This window comes from Maribacter luteocoastalis, from assembly GCF_048890225.1.
GTDB classification, from domain to species: Bacteria; Bacteroidota; Bacteroidia; order Flavobacteriales; family Flavobacteriaceae; genus Maribacter; species Maribacter luteocoastalis.
Genome location: NZ_JBMFZG010000010.1, coordinates 145,196 through 169,891 on the forward strand (window position 1 = coordinate 145,196; position 24,696 = coordinate 169,891).

21 protein-coding genes are annotated in these 24,696 nt (G+C 32.9%); 7 read left to right on the top strand and 14 right to left on the bottom strand.

Going from position 1 to position 24,696, the window contains the following annotated elements; all coding sequences use genetic code 11:
* The first annotated feature begins 1 nt into the window (after position 1).
* From ACOCEA_RS16525 to ACOCEA_RS16545, 5 genes are all read left to right on the top strand, one after another.
* Complete coding sequence (locus tag ACOCEA_RS16525) at positions 2–1,147, top strand: polysaccharide pyruvyl transferase family protein (RefSeq protein ID WP_420757379.1); 1,146 nt, start codon at positions 2–4, stop codon at positions 1,145–1,147.
* Positions 1,148–1,423: 276 nt separating this feature from the next.
* Positions 1,424–2,482, top strand: coding sequence for an NAD-dependent epimerase/dehydratase family protein (locus ACOCEA_RS16530; protein WP_420757380.1), 1,059 nt, complete (start codon positions 1,424–1,426; stop codon positions 2,480–2,482).
* Positions 2,483–2,739: 257 nt separating this feature from the next.
* A complete protein-coding gene (locus ACOCEA_RS16535) occupies positions 2,740–4,248 on the top strand; it encodes a right-handed parallel beta-helix repeat-containing protein (RefSeq protein ID WP_420757381.1) in 1,509 nt (502 codons plus the stop codon).
* 166 nt (positions 4,249–4,414) lie between these two features.
* The gene (locus tag ACOCEA_RS16540; RefSeq protein ID WP_420757382.1) at positions 4,415–5,674 is read left to right on the top strand and encodes an O-antigen ligase family protein; all 1,260 of its coding nucleotides are present in this window, start codon (positions 4,415–4,417) and stop codon (positions 5,672–5,674) included.
* The gene (locus tag ACOCEA_RS16545) at positions 5,664–6,752 is read left to right on the top strand and encodes a glycosyltransferase (protein ID WP_420757383.1); all 1,089 of its coding nucleotides are present in this window, start codon (positions 5,664–5,666) and stop codon (positions 6,750–6,752) included. Before ACOCEA_RS16540 ends, ACOCEA_RS16545 begins: the two co-directional genes overlap by 11 nt.
* Before the next feature lie 73 nt (positions 6,753–6,825).
* Here the strand turns inward: ACOCEA_RS16545 and ACOCEA_RS16550 are convergent, their stop codons facing one another.
* The 6 genes from ACOCEA_RS16550 to ACOCEA_RS16575 form a co-directional block, all read right to left on the bottom strand.
* Positions 6,826–7,797 carry a glycosyltransferase family 2 protein gene (locus tag ACOCEA_RS16550; protein ID WP_420757384.1) on the bottom strand — a complete coding sequence of 324 codons (972 nt, stop codon included), beginning with the start codon at positions 7,795–7,797 and terminating at the stop codon, positions 6,826–6,828.
* A gap of 44 nt (positions 7,798–7,841) precedes the next feature.
* The gene (locus ACOCEA_RS16555; protein WP_420757385.1) at positions 7,842–9,560 is read right to left on the bottom strand and encodes a N,N-dimethylformamidase beta subunit family domain-containing protein; all 1,719 of its coding nucleotides are present in this window, start codon (positions 9,558–9,560) and stop codon (positions 7,842–7,844) included.
* A gap of 10 nt (positions 9,561–9,570) precedes the next feature.
* Entirely contained in the window at positions 9,571–10,584 is a 1,014-nt protein-coding gene (locus ACOCEA_RS16560; protein ID WP_420757386.1) for a peptidoglycan bridge formation glycyltransferase FemA/FemB family protein, read from the bottom strand.
* Between the two features lie 6 nt (positions 10,585–10,590).
* Entirely contained in the window at positions 10,591–11,202 is a 612-nt protein-coding gene (locus ACOCEA_RS16565) for a sugar transferase (protein WP_420757387.1), read from the bottom strand.
* A gap of 8 nt (positions 11,203–11,210) precedes the next feature.
* A complete protein-coding gene (locus tag ACOCEA_RS16570; RefSeq protein WP_420757388.1) occupies positions 11,211–12,347 on the bottom strand; it encodes a glycosyltransferase family 4 protein in 1,137 nt (378 codons plus the stop codon).
* 130 nt (positions 12,348–12,477) lie between these two features.
* Positions 12,478–13,635: a glycosyltransferase family 4 protein gene (locus ACOCEA_RS16575; RefSeq protein WP_420757389.1), complete on the bottom strand. Its 1,158-nt coding sequence runs from the start codon at positions 13,633–13,635 to the stop codon at positions 12,478–12,480.
* Between the two features lie 127 nt (positions 13,636–13,762).
* Here ACOCEA_RS16575 and ACOCEA_RS16580 point away from each other — a divergent pair, with 127 nt between their 5' ends.
* Positions 13,763–15,214: an MBOAT family O-acyltransferase gene (locus tag ACOCEA_RS16580; RefSeq protein ID WP_420757390.1), complete on the top strand. Its 1,452-nt coding sequence runs from the start codon at positions 13,763–13,765 to the stop codon at positions 15,212–15,214.
* 12 nt (positions 15,215–15,226) lie between these two features.
* A complete protein-coding gene (locus ACOCEA_RS16585; RefSeq protein ID WP_420757391.1) occupies positions 15,227–16,144 on the top strand; it encodes a hypothetical protein in 918 nt (305 codons plus the stop codon).
* On the opposite strand, the gene ACOCEA_RS16590 is transcribed toward ACOCEA_RS16585, so the two are convergent.
* The 8 genes from ACOCEA_RS16590 to ACOCEA_RS16625 are packed head-to-tail and all read right to left on the bottom strand — an operon-like array spanning position 16,137 to position 24,678.
* Complete coding sequence (locus tag ACOCEA_RS16590) at positions 16,137–17,198, bottom strand: glycosyltransferase family 4 protein (protein WP_420757392.1); 1,062 nt, start codon at positions 17,196–17,198, stop codon at positions 16,137–16,139. The genes ACOCEA_RS16585 and ACOCEA_RS16590 overlap by 8 nt on opposite strands.
* Entirely contained in the window at positions 17,195–18,268 is a 1,074-nt protein-coding gene (locus ACOCEA_RS16595) for a glycosyltransferase (protein ID WP_420757393.1), read from the bottom strand. Before ACOCEA_RS16595 ends, ACOCEA_RS16590 begins: the two co-directional genes overlap by 4 nt.
* A 9-nt stretch (positions 18,269–18,277) precedes the next feature.
* Entirely contained in the window at positions 18,278–18,835 is a 558-nt protein-coding gene (locus ACOCEA_RS16600; RefSeq protein WP_420757394.1) for an acyltransferase, read from the bottom strand.
* Positions 18,836–18,848: 13 nt separating this feature from the next.
* Positions 18,849–19,820 carry an ATP-grasp fold amidoligase family protein gene (locus tag ACOCEA_RS16605; RefSeq protein ID WP_420757395.1) on the bottom strand — a complete coding sequence of 324 codons (972 nt, stop codon included), beginning with the start codon at positions 19,818–19,820 and terminating at the stop codon, positions 18,849–18,851.
* On the bottom strand, positions 19,817–20,908 hold the full coding sequence (locus tag ACOCEA_RS16610) for an O-antigen ligase family protein (RefSeq protein WP_420757396.1): 1,092 nt from the start codon (positions 20,906–20,908) through the stop codon (positions 19,817–19,819). Before ACOCEA_RS16610 ends, ACOCEA_RS16605 begins: the two co-directional genes overlap by 4 nt.
* A gap of 7 nt (positions 20,909–20,915) precedes the next feature.
* Positions 20,916–22,025, bottom strand: coding sequence for a glycosyltransferase family 4 protein (locus tag ACOCEA_RS16615; RefSeq protein ID WP_420757397.1), 1,110 nt, complete (start codon positions 22,023–22,025; stop codon positions 20,916–20,918).
* A gap of 14 nt (positions 22,026–22,039) precedes the next feature.
* Positions 22,040–23,356 (bottom strand): murein biosynthesis integral membrane protein MurJ, encoded by a 1,317-nt coding sequence (murJ, locus tag ACOCEA_RS16620; RefSeq protein ID WP_420757398.1) that lies wholly within the window; start codon positions 23,354–23,356, stop codon positions 22,040–22,042.
* A 41-nt stretch (positions 23,357–23,397) separates the two neighbouring features.
* The gene (locus ACOCEA_RS16625) at positions 23,398–24,678 is read right to left on the bottom strand and encodes a nucleotide sugar dehydrogenase (RefSeq protein WP_420757399.1); all 1,281 of its coding nucleotides are present in this window, start codon (positions 24,676–24,678) and stop codon (positions 23,398–23,400) included.
* Positions 24,679–24,696 lie beyond the last annotated feature (18 nt).

Consider the following 24,696-nt stretch of genomic DNA (forward strand, 5'->3'; position numbering starts at 1 on the left):
TATGAAAAAAAGAAAAATAGGAATTTTAACATTGCCATTACATAATAATTACGGTGGGCTGTTACAAGCTTTTGCCTTGCAAAAGACAATAGAGGCTATGGGTCATGAGGCGCTATTGATACATAATGACGTTCACGATTTCCCTTATTTAAGAAAATTACTTTCGCTTTGGAAACAGACATTGTTTAAAGCACTAAAGGGTACACCTATAAAAATGCCAGATTTTACAACTAACAAACAAAAAAAAATAATTGGCATCCATACCGCTAAATTTGTAGAAAAGAATATAAAAAAAACAGCATTGGTATCTTCTAAAATACGGGTGCGTGCTTTGGATATTTATAATTTTGATGCCTATGTTGTTGGGAGTGATCAAGTTTGGAGACCTAGTTATACACCCTTAATAAGTAATTATTTTTATGATTTTTTAAAAAATAAAGAAAGTGTAAAACGAATTTCTTATGCTGCATCTTTTGGAGTAGATCAATGGTTGTTTTCTAAAGAGGAAACGTTGCTATGTTCTTCATTGGCCCAAAAATTTGATGCAATTTCTGTTAGAGAAGATTCTGCAGTTACTCTTTGTGAACAAAAACTGGGCGTTAATGCGATAAAATCTATAGATCCAACACTATTGTTGTCTCAAAATGTTTATGAAGACCTTATTGACGATGCAGATGTTGATGAGCCAAAAGGTAAAATCTTCACCTATATTTTAGACAAATCAGTTGCAAATCAACAAATTGTAGATAAGGTTACGAATAGTTTGAAAAAAAATGTTTTTTCAATAATGCCTCGGAAGGACATGAATAACCTGAACAATAAAAACCTATCAGAGTTTGTGTTCCCATCGGTAGAAGAATGGATTAACGGGTTTAAACATGCCGATTTTATCATAACAGATTCATTTCACGGTACTTTGTTTTCTATCATTTTTAATAAAAATTTTATTGCTATAGGAAATAATAAAAGAGGTCTATCCCGCTTTAGTTCAATATTAAATCAGTTGGGATTACAACAAAGATTGGTTTTAGGCATAGAAGAGATTACTAATAGGCTTATTCAAGAACCTGTAAATTATGAAATGGTAAATAAGGAGTTAGAAAAGGCTAAAAATGAAAGTATCGCATTTTTAAAACAAAATCTATAACAGAGGAACATTATAAATTGAATCAACTGATTAATTTTCTAAAAAAAAATGGAAAATTATTTCATTTTTTTTAGATAAGATAGTAACGGACCTATTTATATTTACAAAACCTCACTAACTATTTTAACTCTAAACTTCTATTGTTGTAATAAATAATCGGCTTTTTCGTTAATAAGTGCAGAAAACTAGTTGTACTCAGTTCTAGTAAATATGTAAACAATTAGAATCTAAGTAATTTAGCAGCAGATAAAAAGGTAAACACTTAAAATCATAATAATGAGTAAAAAAACAGCACTAGTTTTAGGCGGGGGCGGATTTATTGGAGGACATTTAGGAAAAAGACTTTTAAAGGAAGGTTTTTGGGTTAGAATAGTTGATATTAAAGGTCAGCACGAATTTTGGGATCATGAGGATATTTGTAATGAGTATGTTGCAGGTGATCTTAGAGACCCACGTCTGGTTGAGAAAATTATGCTTTCACCTTTTCAAAACTCGAAAGAGGATAAGGATAATTCTTTTGATGAAGTGTATCAACTTGCTGCAGATATGGGCGGTGCGGGTTATATTTTCACTGGTGATAATGATGCCAATGTAATGCACAACTCTGCATTGATTAATTTAAATACGGCCCATGAAGCATCAATTAACAATGTGAAACGTGTTTTTTACAGTTCTTCTGCTTGCATGTACCCAGAGCACAATCAGTTAGATCCGGATAATCCAAATTGTGAAGAATCATCGGCATATCCTGCCAACCCAGATTCTGAATATGGGTGGGAAAAACTTTTTAGTGAAAGACTTTTTCTTGCTTTCAACAGAAATTACGGTCTAGATGTGCGGGTGGCAAGATTCCATAATATTTTTGGCCCCATGGGAACATGGACAGGAGGTAAGGAAAAAGCTCCTGCCGCGATGTGTAGAAAAGCCGCAGAAAGTGAGGCTAAAATTGAAGTTTGGGGAGATGGCCTACAGACAAGATCATTTTTATATATAGATGATTGTGTGGAAGCGGTTTTAAGGTTTATGAGACAGGAAAGTTTTTATGGACCGGTAAATATTGGATCTGAAGAAATGGTTACCATAAATGAACTTGCACAAATGGCCATTGATATCTCAGGTAAGGACATTAAAATTAATAACATAGAAGGACAAGCATTTGTTGATAAATACGGTTTTAAATGTCCGGTAGGAGTTAGAGGTAGAAACTCTGATAATACCTTGTATAAGGAGAAAATGGGATGGGAGGTCAATATGCCCCTTTTAGAAGGGATGAAAAAGACCTTTACTTGGATAAATGAACAGGTTAAAAATTCTTCCCTGGTAGCATCCAAATAAAATTTGGTTCATTAAAAATTCTAAAAGCTGCAATGTTTTTTACATTGCAGCTTTTTTTTGTTATTTAAAAATTGAAAGCCGTCCAGTGATTCTTAAAATCTAGAATATAACATAAACCCAAGGGAACCTGTCTTAAGTTGCCCCAGTTTATATCCATAAACTAATTAATGGTTAAAAGTGATGTAGTTCATCGAAAAGTAAGGACTGTTTATTTGTAGTTATACACAGCTTGTTAAATTTACATAGAACACTTTTTGATGAAAATTCCATTTGCAAATCATACCCTTATTTTAAGGACTACCTTTTTTGTTTTACTAGTATTTATAAATTCTTGCTCATCAGATTCAGAGCTTTTTGATATTTTGGATAATCACCAGACTACAGAAAAAGACCTAGAATCCCAAGAAGATTTAATTGATGGACCAGAGGCTTCTTATTATGGTGAAAACATATTTTATGTAACCGTTGATGGAAATGAAAATAATGATGGTAAGACAGCAGATACGGCTTGGGAAATTTCATATGCATTCCAGATGGCTAAAGCAGGTGATATTATTTATGTGAAGGCTGGTAATTACGGATCCTTGTCCCTTTTGGTTGGGCAAGAAGGTACAGTACAGGAACCCATTCAGTTTATTGGCTACAAAAATAGTCCAGAAGATATAGTTAGCGTTGATGGTGCTTCCATCTCTTATGAAGAGTATAAAGAAAATGGAGATGCTTTTGATCCATTGGAAATGCCAACATTAGTAGGTGATAGAATAGATGATATTGGTTATGGGGTTGGACTAAAGTTAACTGGAAAACAGCATATTCAAATATCAAATTTTCAAATTAGTAGATATCAACATAATCTATTGGCATATTATTGTGACAACCTAAAACTAACAAACATTGTGTTAAGTGATTCTGGAGATTTTAACTTGGCAAACACAGATTCTGCAGCTTTAGGGGGTACTATTGGTTTAAACCAAACAGGCGAGGGAATTTCAATTTATAACTCAAACTATGTCGAGGTGCGTAATTGTATCTCAATAAATGACGGAATGCGGGGCATTATGCTCACGGAGTCTAATTATTCCAAAAACTACAATAGTAAGATATATTCAGACAATGATATAAATTCTTGTGATTATTACTATCTACTATATAACTCAGACTTTGGCCTATTGGAAAATATCTATGTAGAACGGGTAGGTCAATTACAGCATGAAGGTCATGGAATTTGTCTTAAAGACGGCGCTTCAGATAACATTCTTAGAAATTGTTATGTAAACAATACCATGATTGAGTTAAGTTTTAATAATGTGTACGATAATCTTATAGAAAACTGCTATATAGATGGGGGATTTAAAGAAGGGGAGATTAGGATTGCCAACGGCGCACACCATAATACCTTTTATAGGGTAACAGTGAATGGTGGGGAAGGTGGTGTCACTTTTTGTGATTGGTTTGAAAATGGTTTGACCAATGCCGGTCATGATAATGAATTTGTAGAGTGCACTTTTTCTAATAATAAGTTTGGTGTTGGTTTTTATCACTGGTCGTTAGGTAACACAGAGGCCTACAACAATATTTTCAATAACTGTACATTTAACAATAGTCCCTTCTTATTTCAAGTAGATAGGCCAAATAGAGATAATCTCTTTAAAAATTGTATTTTCGAAAATATACCCGGTTATATGCACTGGGCCTATCCTCAAAGTGAAAATCTCACCGTGAATGCCATATTTGAAGATAATATTTATAATAACACAGGCTTTTAATTAATTTAAAGGAGATAATTTTCAACGGTTTTTCCTTTTATAAAAAAGAGGGCCTTATAAAATAAACAAGGTGTTACTTCGTTATTAAATTCAACTATCTTGTTGCTAGGTATTTTTTACCCTCAGTAGAAATTTACATATTTGCACAAAGCATACCATTAGTCTAGTGTATACAAATACAAAGAAGAATTACTCAATTGGAATTGGTTTACTTATACTGGTAAATTTACTTTTCTTAATGGTTGGAGGTCCATTTTTTGGGATACAATCCGTAGGTACTTATGTATTACTCCCCACAATGTTTTTAATCACTATTGTTAGAGATAGATTTACATGGGACCAAGGTAATTTTCTAATTAAGGTTTTTGCGGTGTATTGGCTTTATTCATTGGTGACCGTATTTTATTATGTAGATTTAAAAGGTATGATCAGGGATTTAAGCGGTTTAACCGGAACCTTGTTTGCTTCTTACTGTGCCCTAGCTTTAAATAAACGTCAAGACCATGAGAATTTTTACCATTGGGGTTATATTTTGGCCATTGTTTTACTCATAGCAATAGAATTTTTAAACGGTACTTTTTACGTTACCGCTGCTGGTTTTCAAGGAGCTGAAGTTATGATCAGTCCAGAGACCGGACCAAGGTTGGATAGAGGTATTTTTCTACATAATGCAAACGCATATTCGTACTATTCTTTTTTTGCCAACATTTCACTGTTCTATCTTTATTTAAATTATAGAAATAAATTTATGTTCTTTCTATTGGTAACACTTCCTGTGGTATTTATTTTGTTCACGTTTGTAACCCAGTCGAGATCAGGTTTATTCTTGCTGATATTTTCGAATGTAGTATTTTGGATTTTTATTAATCGAAACAGGAATAAGAATCCTTTAATGAAAATTGGAAGATTTCTAGTGCTAATTTCCGTTATCGTATTTGCGGCAATTCGTTTTATTACTATTTTGGAAAATTCTGAGTTTATTAATAGGATGAGTACAACTGAGGGCAGTACGGTAGAAAGGGGAAACCTAATAAAGGAAGGTATAGATATGTTCCTTGATGCCCCAATTTTTGGTATTGGTTTAGGTCAGTTTTCACATTATAGTTCAACAAGACAATTTTCTCATAATTCATTTGTTGAAATTCTTGCAGAACAAGGATTTATTGGCGGTTTTTTTCTAATGTTCATTTTTGGTTTTCCTACTTTAAAAAGTATTAAAAATTTGTTTTATAATCCGGGAAATGAATTAGCAAGGCTAAACTTCTTATTTTTTTTAGCCTTTTTATTATTTAACAATGTCTATGTGTTTTATAAATTTTCTTTTTCAATGACTTATTTTTTTCTAATTGTAGCAATACAGAATAAGTATGAAAAATCACTCGTTTATAATAACAACCAATATATTGTAGATAACTATGTCCAATAAGATAAAGATTGCATTTGCCTTGGTAACGGTGTCAAACAATGGTGGTATTGCGCGTGTTACGTCTTTGATGACAAGTAATTTACATGCTACCAATAATTATGAAATACATGTTATTGGATTTAAGAAACATCCCATTGATATGGGATATTTGTGGCATAATGAGTTGCACTATCACCATTTAGTGGATGGGGATGTATCCATGAAAAAGGGAATTTTCAAAGCAACGAGAACTTTGCGAAACATCCTTAAAGAGAATAAAATTACGGTTTTGGTTGCCTGTAGTTCTATCATGGGCCCCTTGGGGGTATTGGCTACAAGATGTAATAGGACGAGACTTGTTTACTGGGACCATTCCAGTTTTTTTGAGAACACAGCTCACGATTTTATCTTAACGGGTAAAAAATTTACGGCAAGGTTTGCCGATGTCGTTGTACCCCTTACCAAACACGATGAAGCTAATTATAGACATTATACGGCAGCTCGTCGTATAGTCCAAATTTATAATCCTATAGATAGTAGATTGGAAAATGTACAACATCAATATAATCCAGATTCAAAACGTATTGTAAGTGTAGGTAGACTTACATATTTAAAGAATTTTGAGCTACTGGCTGATGTAGCCAGAATTGTTTTTCAAAAACATCCTGATTTCACATGGCATATTTATGGTAAAGGTGAGGATGAAGAGAAGATTAAAAATAAAATTGAGGAAAATGGATTAGGGGATAAACTATTTTTAGAAGGCTATGCTTCAGATATTTATGCGGTTTATCCAGATTGTGTGTTAATGGTTATGACCTCTCGCTCTGAAGGATTTCCAATGACCCTGATTGAAGGAATGGCGAATAAACTACCTCTGGTAAGTTTTGATATTATATCGGGACCCAACGAAATAATTATGGAGGGAGAAAATGGACATTTGGTGCCACCTCTAGCGGTGGATATTATGGCTGATAAAATAATAGATTTACTGGATAATCGAGAAAGGAGAATTGCCTTTGCTAATAAAAATTTAGATTATATGGATAAATTTAGTATGAAAAGTGTGATTCATAAATGGGATAGTATTTTAAAATAAAGGTCATCTTATTTCTATTGTAGGTCAGGGGTTCATTTATTATAAAAATGAAATTCGTAGACTTGGCTCTCTTTTATTTTAATCTACGTATCAAATTAGTTAGTTGGGAGAACCATGGTAAAGGCAAGTATTTAACCATTAAAAATTGAATTCTTTTTGGATCACCCCACATATTGTCCAACAAAATATTTTTCAACCAAATTCGCTGTTTATAATCTTGATCAATACCTCTGGTATTTGATATTTCCTTAATTTTCCGGATACATACCAAGGCTAGGTTTCTAGCTGCAAGTTTATCTAGAAAGGGGTTGTTCTCACGGGTAACAATACTCTTAATGCGTTCGGATCCTGACACATATTCTTTTATTTTTTTATCGCTAAGGGAGTTTTTAGTTGCACTTTCCGAATTATGGTAATAATAGTAGAGTTTATCGTACAAAACGCCCATCGATTTTACTTTAGCTAAGATTTCAAAAGTAAAGAATGCATCTTCTGCAATGGTTACTTTATTAAATCGTACATCACCAACAGCGGTTTTTCTAAACATGCGATATGGGACACCCCAAATACCGTATTTTAAACTTCTGGCAATAGCACTAGTTTTATCAAGAAGGACAGGTGAAAATTCATCAACTTCTTGTTGCTCAATATAGGTATGGGTATATATTTTATCACACTCAGCGATATCTGCATCCATTTCGGTAAGTACTTTGGCCAAGAGCTCTATATACCTTGTATGTATCCAATCATCGCTATCTACAAAAGAAATATATTCACCATTGGCAATGTCCAACGCATTGTTTCTAGCTGCACTTACACCATTGTTCTCTTGGTGAATTACTTTGATCCGGTTATCTGTCTGTGCCAGTTGATCACAAATTTCACCACTATTATCTGCAGAACCATCATTTACCAATATAATCTCTAGATGGGTATAGGATTGTTCAAGAATACTTTGAACACATCGGTGAAGATAGGCTTCTACATTGTAAACAGGTACAATAACGGATACTAACGGATTTTCTGTAGTAATTGGCGTGGTCATTTATAGCTTCGGTTATAATAAAAAAAGAACGTTAATTAAATGTGTCAATTGCTTTGTTTTGCTCCAAATTCCTCTAAAATGTTCTCCGTGATGATAGAGGCTTTCTCATCTTTGACCGATTTTCTCAATTTAGGCACATTATAATCATCCAATCCCCAAGCCCATTGCATAGAGCCAGTTGCAAAAACTTTTGATTTTTTTTCATGGTTATAAATGGTCATGTGGGAGTCAAAATCCTTCGCATATTTTGCGTTGAAGGACTTAGCCCTCCACAAAAAGAATAAAATTGGGATTATAAAAGTCAAGGCTAATAACGCTTTACCTAATACCGGAAGCTTTTTTAAGATAAAAAATTCTAGTATTGCCAATGCTAAAATAAAAACAACTGCAAGTACCTTGAACAATGTTGTACTAGTACCCTCACTTAATTTTAATTTAGAACTAATAACAGTTATTGCCTTTCTTTGAATAAGCGCTAAATTTTGTTGGGCAATATAACGGTAGTTATTTTTATATAGATTAATACTATTTGATGTTGCCAGAACTTCTATGTTTTTAGGTGAGCTAGGGTGTAAGGCATCACTCTCATATCCCAAAAGCCCTTTTAATTTATCCCCATTTTTAAGGCCTGTATTTTTAAAGACCCAATGTTTTTCATTACTCACGGTAATATCCCCGGTAACGGGGTCATTTACATATTGTACGCCCAATAACGATGCTTCAGGATGGTTCACTGGTGCCTCCCTAAAATTTGTAGAAGTATCCACGCCCTGTACTGGGTCTCTTTCAGGTTCTTTATAACAAACAATGGTACGATCTAACTGCTTATCAATAATACTTGGCTCAAACCTAATTTGCCAATAAACGGCATTAGAGGCAAAGAAGGCAATATTAATGCCGTTATCCCGTAGTTGTTCTACATTTTTCCGCATGCTTTTGGACCAGTATTCATCATGGCCATGAGAAAGAAATATACTGGTTTTACTGAGTAAAGTAGGGTTCCTATGGGTATCTACATTGGTGATATACCCTACGTTGTATCCATTTTTCTCTAACCATCGTATCATATTATAATCCCAACCAGCACTACTAATAGGGTAGCCATTGGTAGTTACCGGGGCAACATTGGTTAAAAAATCACCTGCGCCTACCCCGTGTGCTGCCTTTGGATTGTGACTACCAGCATAGGGCCTGTTAAAGGATACCTTATCCGCATGTTTACCCCCAATTTTACCCCAATCTTTTATAGAGCCACTTCCCCAGTCATATAAAGATTTCCCTCCCCAAAAATTATAAGCTTGGTAGGTGGTTACAGGAAGCTGAAATAAGATCGCTGTTTGTAGGTTATCTTCCCGTACCACAAATATGATATAACTCTCCTTCTGGGATAAAAGTTCTTTTAGCTTAACAAGATATACGCCTGTAGTCCAATTACTATCGGTTTGCAAAGTATAACTAGGTTCCCAATTGCACTCAACTATACCCGTTTCTTTATCTGGTAAGGGAATACCCTGTTGTGTTCCCTTACGTTGAACTGGACCTTTTACCAAACGGGCACCTTTACCCTTATACCAGCCCATTCTATAAATTTCCAGTTCAAACAGATTGGCTGCAGTATTTACATAAAATTGTATTTCTTCACCTTGGTTAATGCTAGTTTTAGAGGCATACCCTTCAATTTCCCTAACTAAAGCAGGTTGGGTTAGTTCCCAGTTTTTTGTGCCTTCCTTATTATTTTCTAATTGAATGTGGTTCTGTGCCAAGATCGTAGTATTAATTAGCCCTATATAAAGGGAAAAAATCAGTATTGGTTTTAGCTGTTTTATGGGAAAGGTCATCATAAACAGTTTGGTTTGCTATATATTTCCATACGGCAAATTCCTTGTGGTTTTTAGAAAAAGAAGCTTTAAAATTAAATAAGGAATCTTCTTTGCTGCCTAAGCCCCCACCTAAATTAAAATAGGTATATCCTTCCTCAGTGGCCCGTATCCTCATCTCATCTAAAAATAGGTTGGCAGGGGCAATGGAAAGGTAATCGGTTTTGCTGCCTGATAAATGAAATTGTACCATATTACCGGTCTTAACGAACATAGAAGCGGCAACAGTAGTAGTATCCTCTACGTGGTTCACTAATAAAATATCAGTCTTAAAATCGGTGCATTTTAAAAAATCAAAGAAATATTGCCTTGAAAAGTAATAGTCCTTATTGGCTTCTAAACGGTCCATGTTTTCATAGTAGATATCAATAAAGGTATTTATTTCCTCATCGGTCTCTGCTAGTTTTACCGTACATAATCGTCTACATTTATTAGTTCTGTTTTTGGTGCTTTTACCATACTCTCTTCTTTGTTCCTCTAGGTTTTGTGTAAGGTCAATATTAACCACTTTACCTAAAACAGGTTGCTCTCCAATACCTGATAATAAGGTGTTTTGATAGTCAAAATAGGGGTGTAGCCTTGAAAAAACACTAATGATACCTTCTTCCTCCAACCAATTCTTAAAATTTGTGATAAATTTTTGGTTGTTAAAGGTTTGGTTAATGTTTTTTGTAATAGGTCCGGCATAACCATATACCGATGTCAAATCATGATAGGGGGTGCCTGCAATGGCCCTTTTTAAAAATGGTATGGCAATTTTATATTCGTTTTCGGTATATAGGAAGAGAATAGGCTGTTCGCCCTCTTTTTTTGATATGGTGTGGTAGTCATAAGTGTGGTAAAAATCATGGTTGTCCATGTCCTCCACTATTTCCATCCATTTGTCTTTTGTTTCTATGATTGACACCATTGTCTTTTACTTTTTTTTTGTTCCTGTAAACAGTTCCATGGTTACGGTCTCACTTGCGGATATACCTTCTTTTTTAAATACTTTTTGCACGGTTTTAAGGAGAACTTTTAAATCGGTCATAAAACTTATGTGATTTACATACCAAATATCATAGGTAAACTTTTCTTCCCAGCTAATGGCATTTCTACCATTCACTTGTGCCCATCCGGTAATACCAGGTTTAACCAAATGTCTTTTAGCCTCCTCCTCATTATAATGTTCCAAATAGGAGACGAGTAGGGGACGAGGGCCCACAAAAGACATATCCCCTTTTAGTACGTTCAGTAGTTGGGGTAGTTCATCCAATGAGTTTTCCCTAATAAATTTTCCAACTTTGGTTATACGATCCACATCTGGTAAAAGATGACCCTGTTTGTCTTTTTTATCGTTCATGGTCTTGAACTTTACAATCTTGAAAATTTTTTCATTTTTTCCAGGACGTAACTGGTAAAAGAAGGGCTTACCATTGTTAGCTATTGCCAAAAGTACCGTAAGTAATAGAAACAACGGAAGAAAGAGGATAAACATACCCAATGCCACAACAAAATCCAGTAGGTTCTTAATTACTTTCGGGTACATAACGTTGCTTAATGAATTTTAATTTTATCATAAATTTTTAAGGTCTGTTTGGTCATCTCTGGAATAGTGAACTCCTCCAAAGCCTTTTTCTTTGCATTTTTCGCCAATTTGTCACGTAAGCTCGTATCGCTCACTAATTTGGTTAGGCATAAAGTAAGTTCCTTATGTGCTTCTGTTGTAAACAATAAACCATTTACACCGTCGGTTATTTGTTCATGGGCACCTTCGGTATTGCTTCGAATAGGGCAACAACCGCTCATCATGGCTTCCAAGGTTACCAACGGAAAAGATTCCATACGTGAGGGTAACACAAAAATATCGAAAATATCGTAAAAAGGTTTTGGGTCCCTAAAGGCCACTTGCTGGGTAAACTTGCCAATGTTCGCTTCAGAAATCATAGCATGTAACCACCCAAATTCTTTTGAGTTGAGTTCCCCACCTAAAAAAATAAAGTGTATTTGCTGTTTTATCCCATCATCTAGTCCTTCTAGGGCCTTAACCATAATATCGGTTCCCTTTCTTAAGGATAAACTGCCCACAGCACCAATAATACGTTTGTTGTCCTGTATCCCTAACTGTTTTTTTAAGCTTTTCTTTTCGTCTTCCGTGATGGGTTGTGCATACCGGTCAGATACTCCATGGTGTATAATACTAACTTGGTCTTCTGTTATGCCATAGTTTAAAATACTATCCTTTTTAGATTCCTCGCTAATGGCAATGACATGTGTTGGCGTCTTAAATTTAAGATTGGGCCTAAGTCCCATTTGGTGTATGGTGGTCGTGAATTTCTTACCTAATAACCAAGGCACAAAGGTCATATAAGGAGACTGTGCATGTATTACCTGTGGGTTGTACCCTTTAATCCATTTAAGCATATTAAGAATAGAACCAACGGTTTGTACTCCTTTTTTTAAAAGGTTTCCACTTGGGGTTTTAAATTCTTTTATAGTAACCCCCATCTCTTTAAATTGCCCATAAAACAATTCCACACGTTCATTTTTCTCCCTACTTATCCCCCCTGTGATCAACATTAACTCATGGCCTAGATCGGTTAGTCCTTTTGCTAAATCCAAAGTATGTGTGGTAACCCCTGTGGTTTCTATTCTGCTAAGAAGAAAAACAATTTTCAATGGTTTATTGGTCATTGTCGTATGCTATTAGTTTTAAACTAATCAGGGGGAAAGGTACAACGTGTTAAAAGTAAATACTAAAAATTTGGATTAAGTTTAGCTAATTGAAGTTAAAATGTGTTTACGAAACAAAAACCAAACCGTATTACTCAAGGGATTTGTACTCTTTTAAAATTTCATTCCAGATGGTTGGGCGGTCATAAGTACTTACTATTTTGTTTCTAATTATGTTTGGGTCATAAGCACCATTACCAACATCCTGCATCATTTTCAACATAGCTTCTAATATATGCTGCTGACTTTTTACGGGTATAATAAGGCCGTTTATAGTATTGGAAACAATTTCATTACAACCATTAATGTCTGTTACAATACTTGGTATGCCCATAGCACCTGCTTCCATAACAACGTTTGGAAAACCCTCCCTATAACTTGGAAATACGAGTGTATCCGCTAAGCAAAAATAAGGACGAACATCAGACATAGTACCTAGGGGAAGAATGCAAGTATGCTCTTCAATTTGTCTTTCAATTTCAGGGGCTAAAGGATCCAAATTACGTTCATATGCCCCCACCAATATTAGTTTTGTATTGCTTTGGGATGCATTCAATTCAACAAAGGCACTAATCAACTCATTAATACCCTTATCTTTCACCAGTCTGCCTACAAATAGAAAAACAAAGTCATCCGCTTTAATACCTAAGGAATCTTTTAAATTTTGTATTTCAACTTTTGTAAAATTGATACAGTTGAAATGTTCGGTATCTATCCCGTTGGAACTACCGTTGCCTATCACTTTTAATTTAGCCTCATTGGTATAGCCATTTTTTAGTATAATATCTTTTAAACCAAATGAGTTAGGATAAATTTTTGTGGCACAAGCATACGTAAGCTTCTCCACATAATCTAGCAATTTTCTTTTTGGCCCAACCGCTTCCAATAGCGGCAATCCCGCAATGGTATGCAGTCTGTTGGGAACTTTTGCCAAATAAGCTGCAAACATGCCCAAAGTGCCAGCTTTTGGTGTATGCGTATGAACTATAAAGGGTTTTTCTTTTTTGAATAAGGTATATAACTGCCAAACACTTTTTAAATCTTTCAAAGGTGTTATTTTCCGGGTCATTTCTATGGCAACCACGGGCACCGCTTCAATTTTTGCCACCTGATCAAGTTGTCCTTTATTAAAAGAGGATACACCTATTACTTTATAATGTTGTTTCATAAAGTGAAGTTGCCCTTTCAAAAGACCTCCTAATGAACCTGGTACAGTGGTTATTCGGATAAGTTTATGTTTTTGGGACATGTAAACAATCAATTTTCTTCATAATAGTTTGTATTCAACCAATTATGATAATATTCTGTCGAAAAATATGTATTAAAAGCTGTTAATAAAATACATTTGAAATATTAAACGCAAACTAAACCAAATTATGTTATTCAATTCAATTGAATTTGTTGTTTTTTTATTATTAGTTTTTCCTACTTACTGGTTTTTGTTTCAAAAAAACTTAAAGTTACAAAACCTTCTAATTGTAATAGCAAGTTATGTTTTCTATGGTTGGTGGGATTATAGGTTTTTAGCTTTGATAATTTTTAGTACAGTTCTTGACTTTTTAATTGGGGTGCTATTAACTAATGATATCAAGGAAAAGAAAAAAAAATTTTTATTATGGACAAGTTTATTAGTGAATCTAGGTTTTCTAGGAGTATTTAAGTACTATAATTTTTTCATGGAAAATCTAATAGCTGCTTTTGCGGGATTGGGCATCACCTTACACGAGACTTCCCTTCAAATAATTTTACCAGTAGGTATTAGTTTTTACACTTTTCAAACTTTAAGTTACACTATTGATGTATATAAAAGAAAATTAGAGCCTACTAAGGATTTAATTGCGTTTGCAGCATTTGTTAGTTTTTTTCCTCAATTAGTTGCAGGTCCTATAGAAAGAGCTAGTAATCTTTTACCACAATTTTATAAAAAACGAATATTTAATTACCAGCATGCTGTTGATGGCATGCGGCAGATATTATGGGGCTTGTTCAAAAAAATCGTAATAGCTGATAATTGTGCAGTTTTTGCAAATGAAGTATTTGGAAATCATGAACACATGAGTGGTAGCTCATTATTATTAGGGGCAATATTTTTTACATTTCAAATTTATGGTGATTTTTCTGGTTATTCTGATATTGCAATAGGTACTTCTAGGCTTTTTGGGTTTGATTTAAAACAAAACTTTGCATTTCCTTATTTTTCTAGGGATATCGCTGAATTTTGGCGTAGGTGGCATATTTCATTGTCAACGTGGTTTAGAGATTACCTATATATTCCTCTAGGAGGTAGTAGAGGAGGTACCTGGATGAAAATAAGAAATACATTTATTATTTTTCTAGTAAGTGGTTTTTGGCATGGAGCAAATTGGACATTTATAGTTTGGGGTGGATTAAATGCATTATATTTTCTGCCAATTATGCTCTCTAATAATAATAGAAAAAATTTAGATGTGGTTGCCCAAGGTAAATTAGCACCAAACATCAGAGAGACAATGCAAATTACTCTCACTTTTTCACTAACCGTATTTGCGTGGATTTTCTTTAGATCGGCAAGCGTTAAACAAGCAATTACATATATAAAAGGTATTTTTGATAATACACTATTTCAAGTGCCTACTTTTGACCTATCAAGGTTTTATGCATTACAAGTAATAGTGTTGATTTTAATTTTCATTATAATTGAATGGTTTGGTAGAGACAATAAATATGCTATTGAGAAAATCGGTTTTACTTGGGGCAAATACTATCGTCGTGGTTTTTATTTCTTCTTAGTTTTTGTAATTACATTATACTTAGGATCGGATCAAACATTTATCTATTTTCAATTCTAAATCTAAATTAAAATGAATAAATTTTTAAAAAAAGCAATAGTCTTTATTTGTATTACGTCTATTCTTGTTTTATTTGTTTTTATTGCTTCTTTAAAGTTTATAAATCATAAGGCTCAATTAAAGATTAACCATGAGCAAAATCAGTTATTAATGGGGCATTCGCATTCAGAATGTGCTTTTAATGATTCCATTATCACAAGAATGAAAAATGTATCTCAATCTGGCGAGTCTTATTTTTATACGTATTCAAAGTTGAAATATCTTTTAGAACAAAACAATCATATAGATACTGTGTTTATAGAATTTTCTAATAACCAAATAGATATTGTAATGAACAGTTGGATTTGGGAAGGTCGTTATATGATGAAAAGATTACCTACATATTTACCATTTCTAGATATAGAGGATTTGAAGATTCTTAGGAACAATAATCAAGGAGGATTTGTGGCCGCTTTATCTAAATCTTTTAGGCGTAATCTAATTAGAATTGGAATGTTGGATTTTAACTTTTCTGATGAGATTGGTGGTTACAGAAGATTGGAAAGGAATAAGATAGATTCTTTAATTATGGCTAGGAAGGTAAATGATACAGTAAAAACCGACAACTTTAAAATGTCTGTATATAGTTTGAAATACTTGATGAAATGCATTGAATATTGCAAGGATAAAGGCGTTGAGGTTATTTTGGTAAGAAGCCCTCAACATAAATATTTTTCATATGCAACTAATGAATCTCAATTTTTAAGAGTTAAAGACTCTCTTTTTAGTAATGTGAAATTTATGGATTTTAATAATTTTCCAATTAATGATGATGAATTTGGTGATTTCGGGCACTTAAATTACAAAGGATCCAATAAATTTTCAAAAGCGTTTAATTCTTTTAATGAAAATAAACTTGAAGACAGTTTACTGGTAAAGTATTTTAAATAGCGTCATAAATCATCTGGTGTTTCTTATAAATGTTTTCAATGCTATAATTTTTAATTACAAAATCTTTAAAGACACTTGCTTTTTTAAGGGCAGTATTATAATCATAGATAACCATTTTCATAGCGTTGGTAAAGTTTTCTGGTGAGCTCAAATAAGCATTTTTGTTATTGAGAAAATCAGGAATACTACCCACAGGTGTGGTTATTATTGGTAAACCAGCTGCACCAGATTCTAATAAAGAAATTGGCATACCTTCCCATAAAGATGGCATTATTTGACAATTATATGTTCTTAATAATTCGGGGATATTGTTTTTAAAACCATGAAGAATAATAAATTTCTGCAATTTTAAATTAGTAATTTGTTGTTCTAATTCATTTCTTAAAGGTCCTTCACCAACAACATGAATTATAAAATTATTAATTTTTTCTTTCCTTAGTTGATCTGCAAGTTTTGGTAGTATTAATGGGTTTTTCTGTTCTGTTAAACTACCTAAGAATATAAAATCGATTTTACTATTAATTTTCCTTGGTTCACTTAGATTATATTCAAATTTTTTAAAATCAATGCCATTTGGAATGATAGCGTTGTTTTTTAAATACCATTTTTTGGAGTTTTTGGAAAAAATTATATCAATTTTTCTAAATGGCTTAGAAATAAATAAAATGTATCTTCTAAAAAAACTACCAACCATATTATTATGTAATGTAAATACTATGTTACATTTTTTAAGGTTGATTAACTTATATAACAAAGCGACTAATAGCGCATGAAACATATGACAATGAACGACGGACTTATCGCTATTTTTTTGTAGTGCTATTTTAAGTTTTGATAATCCTTTAAATAAAGAGTTAAAACCATTGATATCTAAAAAGAGATAGTCTATATGGTGACTATTAAATTTATGTTCTATTTCATTTAAACTAGATACAGAAATTACTAAAACAGAAACGCTATGCTCCGCAGCCTGTTTTGCTAATTCTAATACCAAATGTTCCGCTCCCCCTCCAGAAAGACCGGTAATTAAATGTATATGATTTTTACTTTTCAATGTTGAGTTATTTTTTCAAAAATTTGCTCATAGCGCTCAACAATACTATCTGGATGAAATTTTTTAACCACCGTATTTCGAATAATTTCAGAATTCCATTTTGTTGAATTAATTAAGTTTAATTTTTCTATAAATTCGGTTTCATCATTTACGATATAACCATTAATACCTTGTTCAATAATTTCTTTAGTGCCACCAGGTGCATTAAAAGCCAATACAGGTATACCACTTGTGCAGGCTTCCAATAAAGCGTTAGGAAAACCTTCTACGAAAGAACCTTGAAGATATACATCACTTTCTGTTAACATGTTATTAATTTCATCACTAAAATCAATAAATCTAATTTTATTAGTTAACCCCAATGTAGAACTTAGTTGTTTTAAAGAACTTCGTAAATGACCCGTACCAATTACAGTTAACTCAAAATCTACTTCTAATTTGGATAAGGCATTTATTATTCTTTCCTGGCCTTTTTCTTGGCTAAGTCGACCAATGGTAATGAATTTTGGAATATTTGATGAATTAAGTATTTTTTGTTTTAATTTATAATTTAAATTAACAGGGTTGTTTACAATTGTTATACGTTCCTCCTTTATTTTATATATAAATCTTAAGTCTTGTAACATATCCTCTGACTGACAAATCACTTGATTAAACCTTCTATATAAAATAGCTGTTATAAATCTTGGTATTTTGAATTTAGAATTAGAAAAACGACTAATTTGAGAAATTACACTTGCCTCTCTAGCAACAAAACTTATTTTTGGAAAAAAAAACGAAAACAAAGCCATCACTTGGTTGACATGACCAATAGATGACATTACTATATTAGGTTTTAGTTTATAAATAGTTTTAAACAAGATACCAATGCTGTCAACTAATCTATGTTTGTCTAGATAAATGATGTTAACATTGTTAATTTTGTATTTGGCATCCTTTTCAAACCCTAAAACAATAATACTAACGCTAAATTTTTCGGCATCTAGTTTTTGTGCCAATGTAGAAACCACTCTTTCAGCACCGCCGGCTCTTAGAGATGGTAATATGAAACTAATGGTTATTGGGGTCATTTATGTTTATTAGCTGTCATTTTTCACCATAAATGGTTTAAAATCCTTTGTTAGTGCTTTTAAAACTCTATCTCTATATGGTTCTGAAAAATCCATTTCCTCTCTGGATATATATGTAGAAAGTACTTTATTCTTATATGATTCATAACTGCCTATGATTCTTGCGGGGTTACCACCTATTATGCTTCCTTTAGGAACCGATTTAGTAACTACACTGCCTGCAGCAATTACAACATTATCTTCAATTTTTACTCCAGGTAATATTATAGAGTTAAAGCCTATAAAAACATTATTTCCAATTTCTACGCGTCTAAATAGTTCTCTTCTCCCTTTTTCATCTTCAAACAACCAAGTACTACCATCATGAGTTACAATCCTTACCCCTGAGGTTATTGTAACTTTATTTCCAATTTTAATTAACCAAGGCTCAGACCCAAATGTGGTCGTTAAAATTCGACAGTTCTCACCAACTTCAACACCAACATGTCTAGCATATTTTTCACCGGCCATTGTAATTTTTAAAAACTGGTCCTTTAGTAATTTAATGAGGTATAAAATTCTATTCATGATTATAAATTATCTATATCTTACTTTGCGAAGATTTTATGAATTTCAATTCTTGCCCTAAATTAATATCCCATTCTTTGGGGAGAATTGGACATCTTCCGCCAGAATGATGAAAAGTAATTTCACCAAAATATATTTTGCCTTCAATATTATACCAATCTACCCTAACATAATCGAAATCTTCAGCCAATTTTTCCGATAAAGTAATCATTTTTTCTAATGATTTTGGTTTTGGTAAATCATGGTCTAAAGGATCAGTATAACCAGCATTATTTTTTCTTTTGTTAGACCAAGAAAAAGGTTGTCGAATCCAATTAATATCATGCCAAGTACGACTATGGATATTGGTATTTCGGTCTTTATCAACAGATATCATTCTTACTTTACCGTTAAAACAATGAAACTTATAATCTTCGGGTAAATTTCCATGGTTATCACTTAAAAGCTTTTCAACCACAATTCTTGGAGGAATGTTTTTATATTGCCATTGTCTACTTGCGGTAAAGTAATTTTGCTTTAATAATTGAGTAAATTTATCTCTTACTTTAGACCAATTTGTTTTTTGTTTATCATAAACTATTTCTAATCCTGCACTATTATGGTTGGTTTTAATAATAAATGGTATTTCAGGAAGGTTTTCTGGTGTTAACCTAGATGGGTCGTCCGTATGGAATAGCAAGGGCACTAAATATTCATCACCAATTTTTTTTGTCACATGAGCTCGTACAGCATATTTATCTGCGCAAATTGTATGTAATGGCGTACGGTCATGCAACATAAGCCAATTTATTTTTTCGTTTAAAGAAGTTGGACTTTCTAAATTTAGTTTATAACCCATTCCTGTCTTAAATTTTTTTTGAGCAAATGCTTTGTCCGATAAAAAATTTTCAAAACACCACCATTTAAATCTGTTTATTTTTCTGAAGATATATTTTACAGGTCTAACAGAATGATATACTTTTTTTAGAATTTTTTCAGTGTTCATAATAACGAATGTTTACGTTCAGCTTTTATGTGCTGATAAGCAAATATTATAATAGATAACTTAATGTAAGAGGTAAAAAGCGTGTGACTGGTAAACAAGTAAATCACACTAATTAAAACTATCATTAACAAATATGGTTTGGTAGGAAAAACTTTGTAGGCCTCATAGAGTAATAAACCAAAGAAAATTAAGGTAAGCAATAAAGGGAAAATTCCGGCTTCCCCTATAATCAACAGATAGGTGTTGTGTGGGCCAATTAGTTCTACACCACCACCTTGAAATTTTCCAAACCCACCGCCAAAAAAGGGAAATTCATATATATGCTCATAAAACCTAGACCAAGTCTCAGATCTAGATTCACCACCAACTTGTGACACGTTGGCATCAGAATTTAAAAAGGCTTGAAATTGTTTAAAACGAAGCCCTTTTAAATTAAAAAGTTCACCATATGTTAATATACCAAGAAACATTAAAAACCCTATTACTAAAGTTTTTGCGTTCTTAATATTTATTTTTATGGATATTACATTTATAAGTAACCATAGTATTATAAAAGTTCTTGAGAATGTTACCAATCCCGCTATTGTAAATAGAACTTGCAAAATTTGGCGTGATTTTTTATCATTAATGGCATAGGTGAGCGCTAAACCAAATAAACATATTTGACCAGCTGCATTTGGATTTAAGTAAAAACCACTATATCTGCCATATAAATTTGATAAGAAAACCGCTTGAAAAACAATTGATATTGCGCCGACCATTAAGCAATATAACATTTCCTTTACCGTAACTTTTTTATAAAACTCATTGGCGCATATTACCATAATTAAATATTTTACCAAGAGTATTAAAACACCTCTAAAATCTCCAGTGTAGACTTGGAAACCAGAGATTCCAAAATATAGGATACCTATGTAAAATAACCATGCATTGGGTTTGCCTTGTCCAGTATTTAAATAATAAAATATTAATAGAAAAAAAGATAAATAACTCAAAACACTTCCTAATGTTGAACCTATCCCAACCAAGACAACCCCAGGTAAATTCAGGATAAAAAGACCTAAAATGATATATTTTAAGATTTTCAAAATAGTATTAATTTTCTTTTAAAGAACTTAATATCAAATTATTCCATTGATTGGTAATCTGTTCCAATTCAAAGGCTTTGGAAGTTTTTAATGCGTTTTTGCCAAGTTTTGATCTCAATTTCGGTTTGTTTATAAGTAGTTTTAATTGTTCTGATAGTTCATAATGATTTCCAACCGGTATTAGGATGCCGTTTTCATTAGTTGTTATTAAGTCAGAAGGTCCGTTTGGACAATTAGTAGAGATACAAGGTAAACCATAATACATAGCTTCCATTAATGCATTGGGTAAACCTTCAGATTGCGAAGTAAATGCAAATATAGAGGCTCTACTATAGTAATCTTGTACATTAGCAATATTTCCAGTAAAAATAACATTAGATGAGACCCCTAACTCAAAAGCTAATTTTTTGTATTCCTCTATCTTAGGACCATCTCCTACCAAAATAAGTTTCCAATCATTGTTAGGAATATTAGCAAATGCCTTAATAAGAACGTCTTGGGCTTTATTATTATTTAACCTACCAACATTTAGTATTATTTTTTCTTTGTTACTAGTTGGCCTATTTTTATGCGATATAATATCTTCTGAAATAGGATTTAAAATTACTCTTATTTTTTCGTTATCAATATATTGTGAAAAAAAAGATTTATTAGCATTGGTTTGTACTACCAAAAAATCTGCAGTTTTGTAAGTCCTATTTCTTAAAAATTGCCAAAATAAATTGGGTGGTACCACGATGGGATTATTACGTTCACTAATAATACTAGGTATGTTAAGGCTTTTTGCTACTAAAATGGCAAGTACACTTGAAGTAGTTGTGAACCCGATTAGAATATCTATATTTTGTAGTTTACAAATACGTTTAATCCCAATAATTAATTTAAAATTACCATAAATTGCAGAGATTAAATTGGTGCTATTTTGAATAGTATTGGTTAAAGTGTGAACTTTAATATCCGGATGAATTTCATAAAAGGATCTACCACTATTCTTTTTAATTATATTTACATTATAGGTGTTAACGAAAAAATTAGCTAACGTAACTACAACCCGTTCAGCTCCTCCAGCTTGTAAGCCATTAATTAAAAAAGCAATATTTTTTTTCTCGCTATCCACTTTAAAATATTTGTTTACGTTTTTTCTGTTTTTTTTATATACGCTATGAATATGCAAAAGGATAATATTTTTAAAATAGTGGTACTTAACACAACTCCATATACATCATAATATTTTATAAAGATAAAATTCAAAAGAACATTAAAAATAAGATTAGCAAATGATACCCATGCCATAAATACATTTTTATTCAATGCGGTCAAGTATTTTATAATTATAATAGACATTAAATAAAAGGGAACATATATTATGGCTATCTGCTGTATTTTATAGGTAATCAAGGTATGATCAGTGGTAAATGCATTGCGTTCAAACAATACCTTTACAATTTCTTGAGAAAACGCTATGCCAACAACAGATGCTAAAGCGCTAAACAAAAAAGTGATTTTAATTATTTTATACAATTGGCTTCTTGCTTTTTTTATGTCCGTTACAATTAAGCTTGAAAAATGGGGTAATAATACATTGCCTAATGCCACCAATAAAATACTAATTAAGAAGGCAGGTATTTTTGTGCCGTAGTTTAAAGCAGCTATTGATCCCACTGCTAGTTTAGCCGCAAAAAATTGGTCTACAAAAGGATTTACTCCTATTAACAAACCTGCCGCTAACTTTGGAGGATATTGTTTCAGCATTAATCTAGTATTCTCATTAATACTTGGATATGTTATATGTATCAATTTATGCTTGTAACATACAAAAATTAGATAAAACAATGAGATAATACTTCCAATTGTCATACTATAAGCCAAAGTCATTTCTCCTAATTTATCCTTAAAAAAAAGAATAAATAGAATAGTTGTGATAGGCAGGAAAAAGCTTGAGAAAGATGAAGCAAAGAATTTTTTCTGAACATCCAATAAACCACTTAACATACTGGAATAACCCCAAATAAATATGCAGGGTAATATAATATAAAGTTGAGTTTTGATTAAGTTGTAAAATACCGGGTCATGTCCTGGGTAAATTTCGGCAATGTAATACACGAAAAAGAATGAACAAAGGCCCAAAACAAACGCTAATGCAGTAATTAATAAAAGTGTAAAGCTTTGTATACTTCCTAAATCCTTGGTAGACTTTAATTCTCTTATATAATTAGGAATAAATAGATTTTTTAGAGCGCCAATAAAAACATTTTGTATAAACGACGGAACTAGAATCGCAATCAAATAAGTATCCAAATAAAATGAGAGACCATAATTTGAAGCAATTATCGATTCTTTTAAAAAGGCAATTAGTTTAACCAAAAAAGTAATCACTCCAACGGTAACCATATTTTTTAAAAGATGGTTATTTCGTAAGAGTGTTAGCCTATTTTTTAGTTTTTCCAAAATCAAATTAGGATGATATAAGCTTAATTTTAAAGAATAATTTAAAGTCTACCTTCTAACTTTTCTGTTAAAATCCCTTTTACATCATATAATACCCCAGTATCCTTTAACATAGCCCTTAAATTTAACCCTAAGAACTCTTTATGTGCTACCGTTAAGATTATGGCATCAAATTTTTGGTCGGGCAAGGTTTTGGTGGTCAGCATATTATATTCGTGGGCAACTTCTGCCGGGGAGGCCCAGGGGTCATAGATGGTGACTTGGGTATTGTACTCCTGCAGGTTTTTAATCACATCTACAGCCTTGGTATTACGTACATCGGGGCAATTTTCTTTAAAGGTAATCCCTAACACCAAAATATGGGCTCCCTTCACCTTAATGTCTTTTTGTACCATGAGCTTTATGACCTCACTGGCCACATATTTTCCCATTCCGTCGTTCAAACGCCTACCGGCCAAAATGATTTCTGGGTGGTAGCCAAATTCCTGTGCGCGCTGTGCCAAATAATATGGATCTACACCAATACAATGTCCACCTACCAGGCCTGGTTTAAAGGGTAAAAAGTTCCATTTGGTACCCGCTGCTTCCAATACACTATGGGTGTCAATATCCATTAAATTAAAAATTTTGGCCAACTCGTTTACAAAGGCAATATTGATATCCCGTTGCGAATTTTCAATAACCTTGGCCGCTTCGGCAACTTTAATCGTAGGCGCTAAATGCGTCCCTGCGGTTATGACCGAGGCGTAAAGGGCATCTACTTGCTTACCTATTTCAGGTGTTGATCCCGAAGTGACCTTTAATATCTTTTCTACCGTATGTTCTTTGTCACCAGGATTAATACGTTCTGGGGAGTAGCCTACGTAAAAATCCTCATTGAACCTTAAACCACTTATACGTTCTAGCACGGGAACACACTCCTCTTCGGTTACCCCAGGATAAACCGTAGATTCATAAATAACGATATCTCCTTTTTTTAGCACCTTACCAACGGTTTCACTAGATTTGTATAACGGGGTTAAAATGGGTCGGTTGGTACTATCCACTGGGGTGGGCACCGTTACCACAAAATAATTGCAATCTGCTATATCCTCTAAGTCAAAGGAACAATAGAGTCCTGTTTCCATTTTAGGGGAATCCGTTAATACATTTTGTAAAACCTCATCGGCTACTTCCAAAGTACTATCGGTACCAGATTTCAATTCGTTGACACGTTTTTGGTTAATGTCAAAGCCTATGACCGGGTATTTGGTGGCAAACAAACGTGCCAAGGGCAATCCTACATAGCCCAAACCTATTATCGCTATTTTTATATCTTTCATATTTTGAGTATTTTCCAA

Coding starts and splice junctions, on each gene's coding strand:
- ACOCEA_RS16575 (WP_420757389.1), bottom strand. CDS start 13,635: ATGTCCCAAAAACATAAACTTATCCGAATAACCACTGTACCAGGTTCA.
- ACOCEA_RS16525 (WP_420757379.1), top strand. CDS start 2: ATGAAAAAAAGAAAAATAGGAATTTTAACATTGCCATTACATAATAAT.
- ACOCEA_RS16550 (WP_420757384.1), bottom strand. CDS start 7,797: ATGACCACGCCAATTACTACAGAAAATCCGTTAGTATCCGTTATTGTA.
- ACOCEA_RS16600 (WP_420757394.1), bottom strand. CDS start 18,835: ATGAATAGAATTTTATACCTCATTAAATTACTAAAGGACCAGTTTTTA.
- ACOCEA_RS16545 (WP_420757383.1), top strand. CDS start 5,664: ATGTCCAATAAGATAAAGATTGCATTTGCCTTGGTAACGGTGTCAAAC.
- ACOCEA_RS16570 (WP_420757388.1), bottom strand. CDS start 12,347: ATGACCAATAAACCATTGAAAATTGTTTTTCTTCTTAGCAGAATAGAA.
- ACOCEA_RS16605 (WP_420757395.1), bottom strand. CDS start 19,820: ATGAACACTGAAAAAATTCTAAAAAAAGTATATCATTCTGTTAGACCT.
- ACOCEA_RS16565 (WP_420757387.1), bottom strand. CDS start 11,202: ATGTACCCGAAAGTAATTAAGAACCTACTGGATTTTGTTGTGGCATTG.
- ACOCEA_RS16585 (WP_420757391.1), top strand. CDS start 15,227: ATGAATAAATTTTTAAAAAAAGCAATAGTCTTTATTTGTATTACGTCT.
- ACOCEA_RS16535 (WP_420757381.1), top strand. CDS start 2,740: ATGAAAATTCCATTTGCAAATCATACCCTTATTTTAAGGACTACCTTT.
- ACOCEA_RS16560 (WP_420757386.1), bottom strand. CDS start 10,584: ATGGTGTCAATCATAGAAACAAAAGACAAATGGATGGAAATAGTGGAG.
- ACOCEA_RS16595 (WP_420757393.1), bottom strand. CDS start 18,268: ATGACCCCAATAACCATTAGTTTCATATTACCATCTCTAAGAGCCGGC.
- ACOCEA_RS16625 (WP_420757399.1), bottom strand. CDS start 24,678: ATGAAAGATATAAAAATAGCGATAATAGGTTTGGGCTATGTAGGATTG.
- ACOCEA_RS16530 (WP_420757380.1), top strand. CDS start 1,424: ATGAGTAAAAAAACAGCACTAGTTTTAGGCGGGGGCGGATTTATTGGA.
- ACOCEA_RS16580 (WP_420757390.1), top strand. CDS start 13,763: ATGTTATTCAATTCAATTGAATTTGTTGTTTTTTTATTATTAGTTTTT.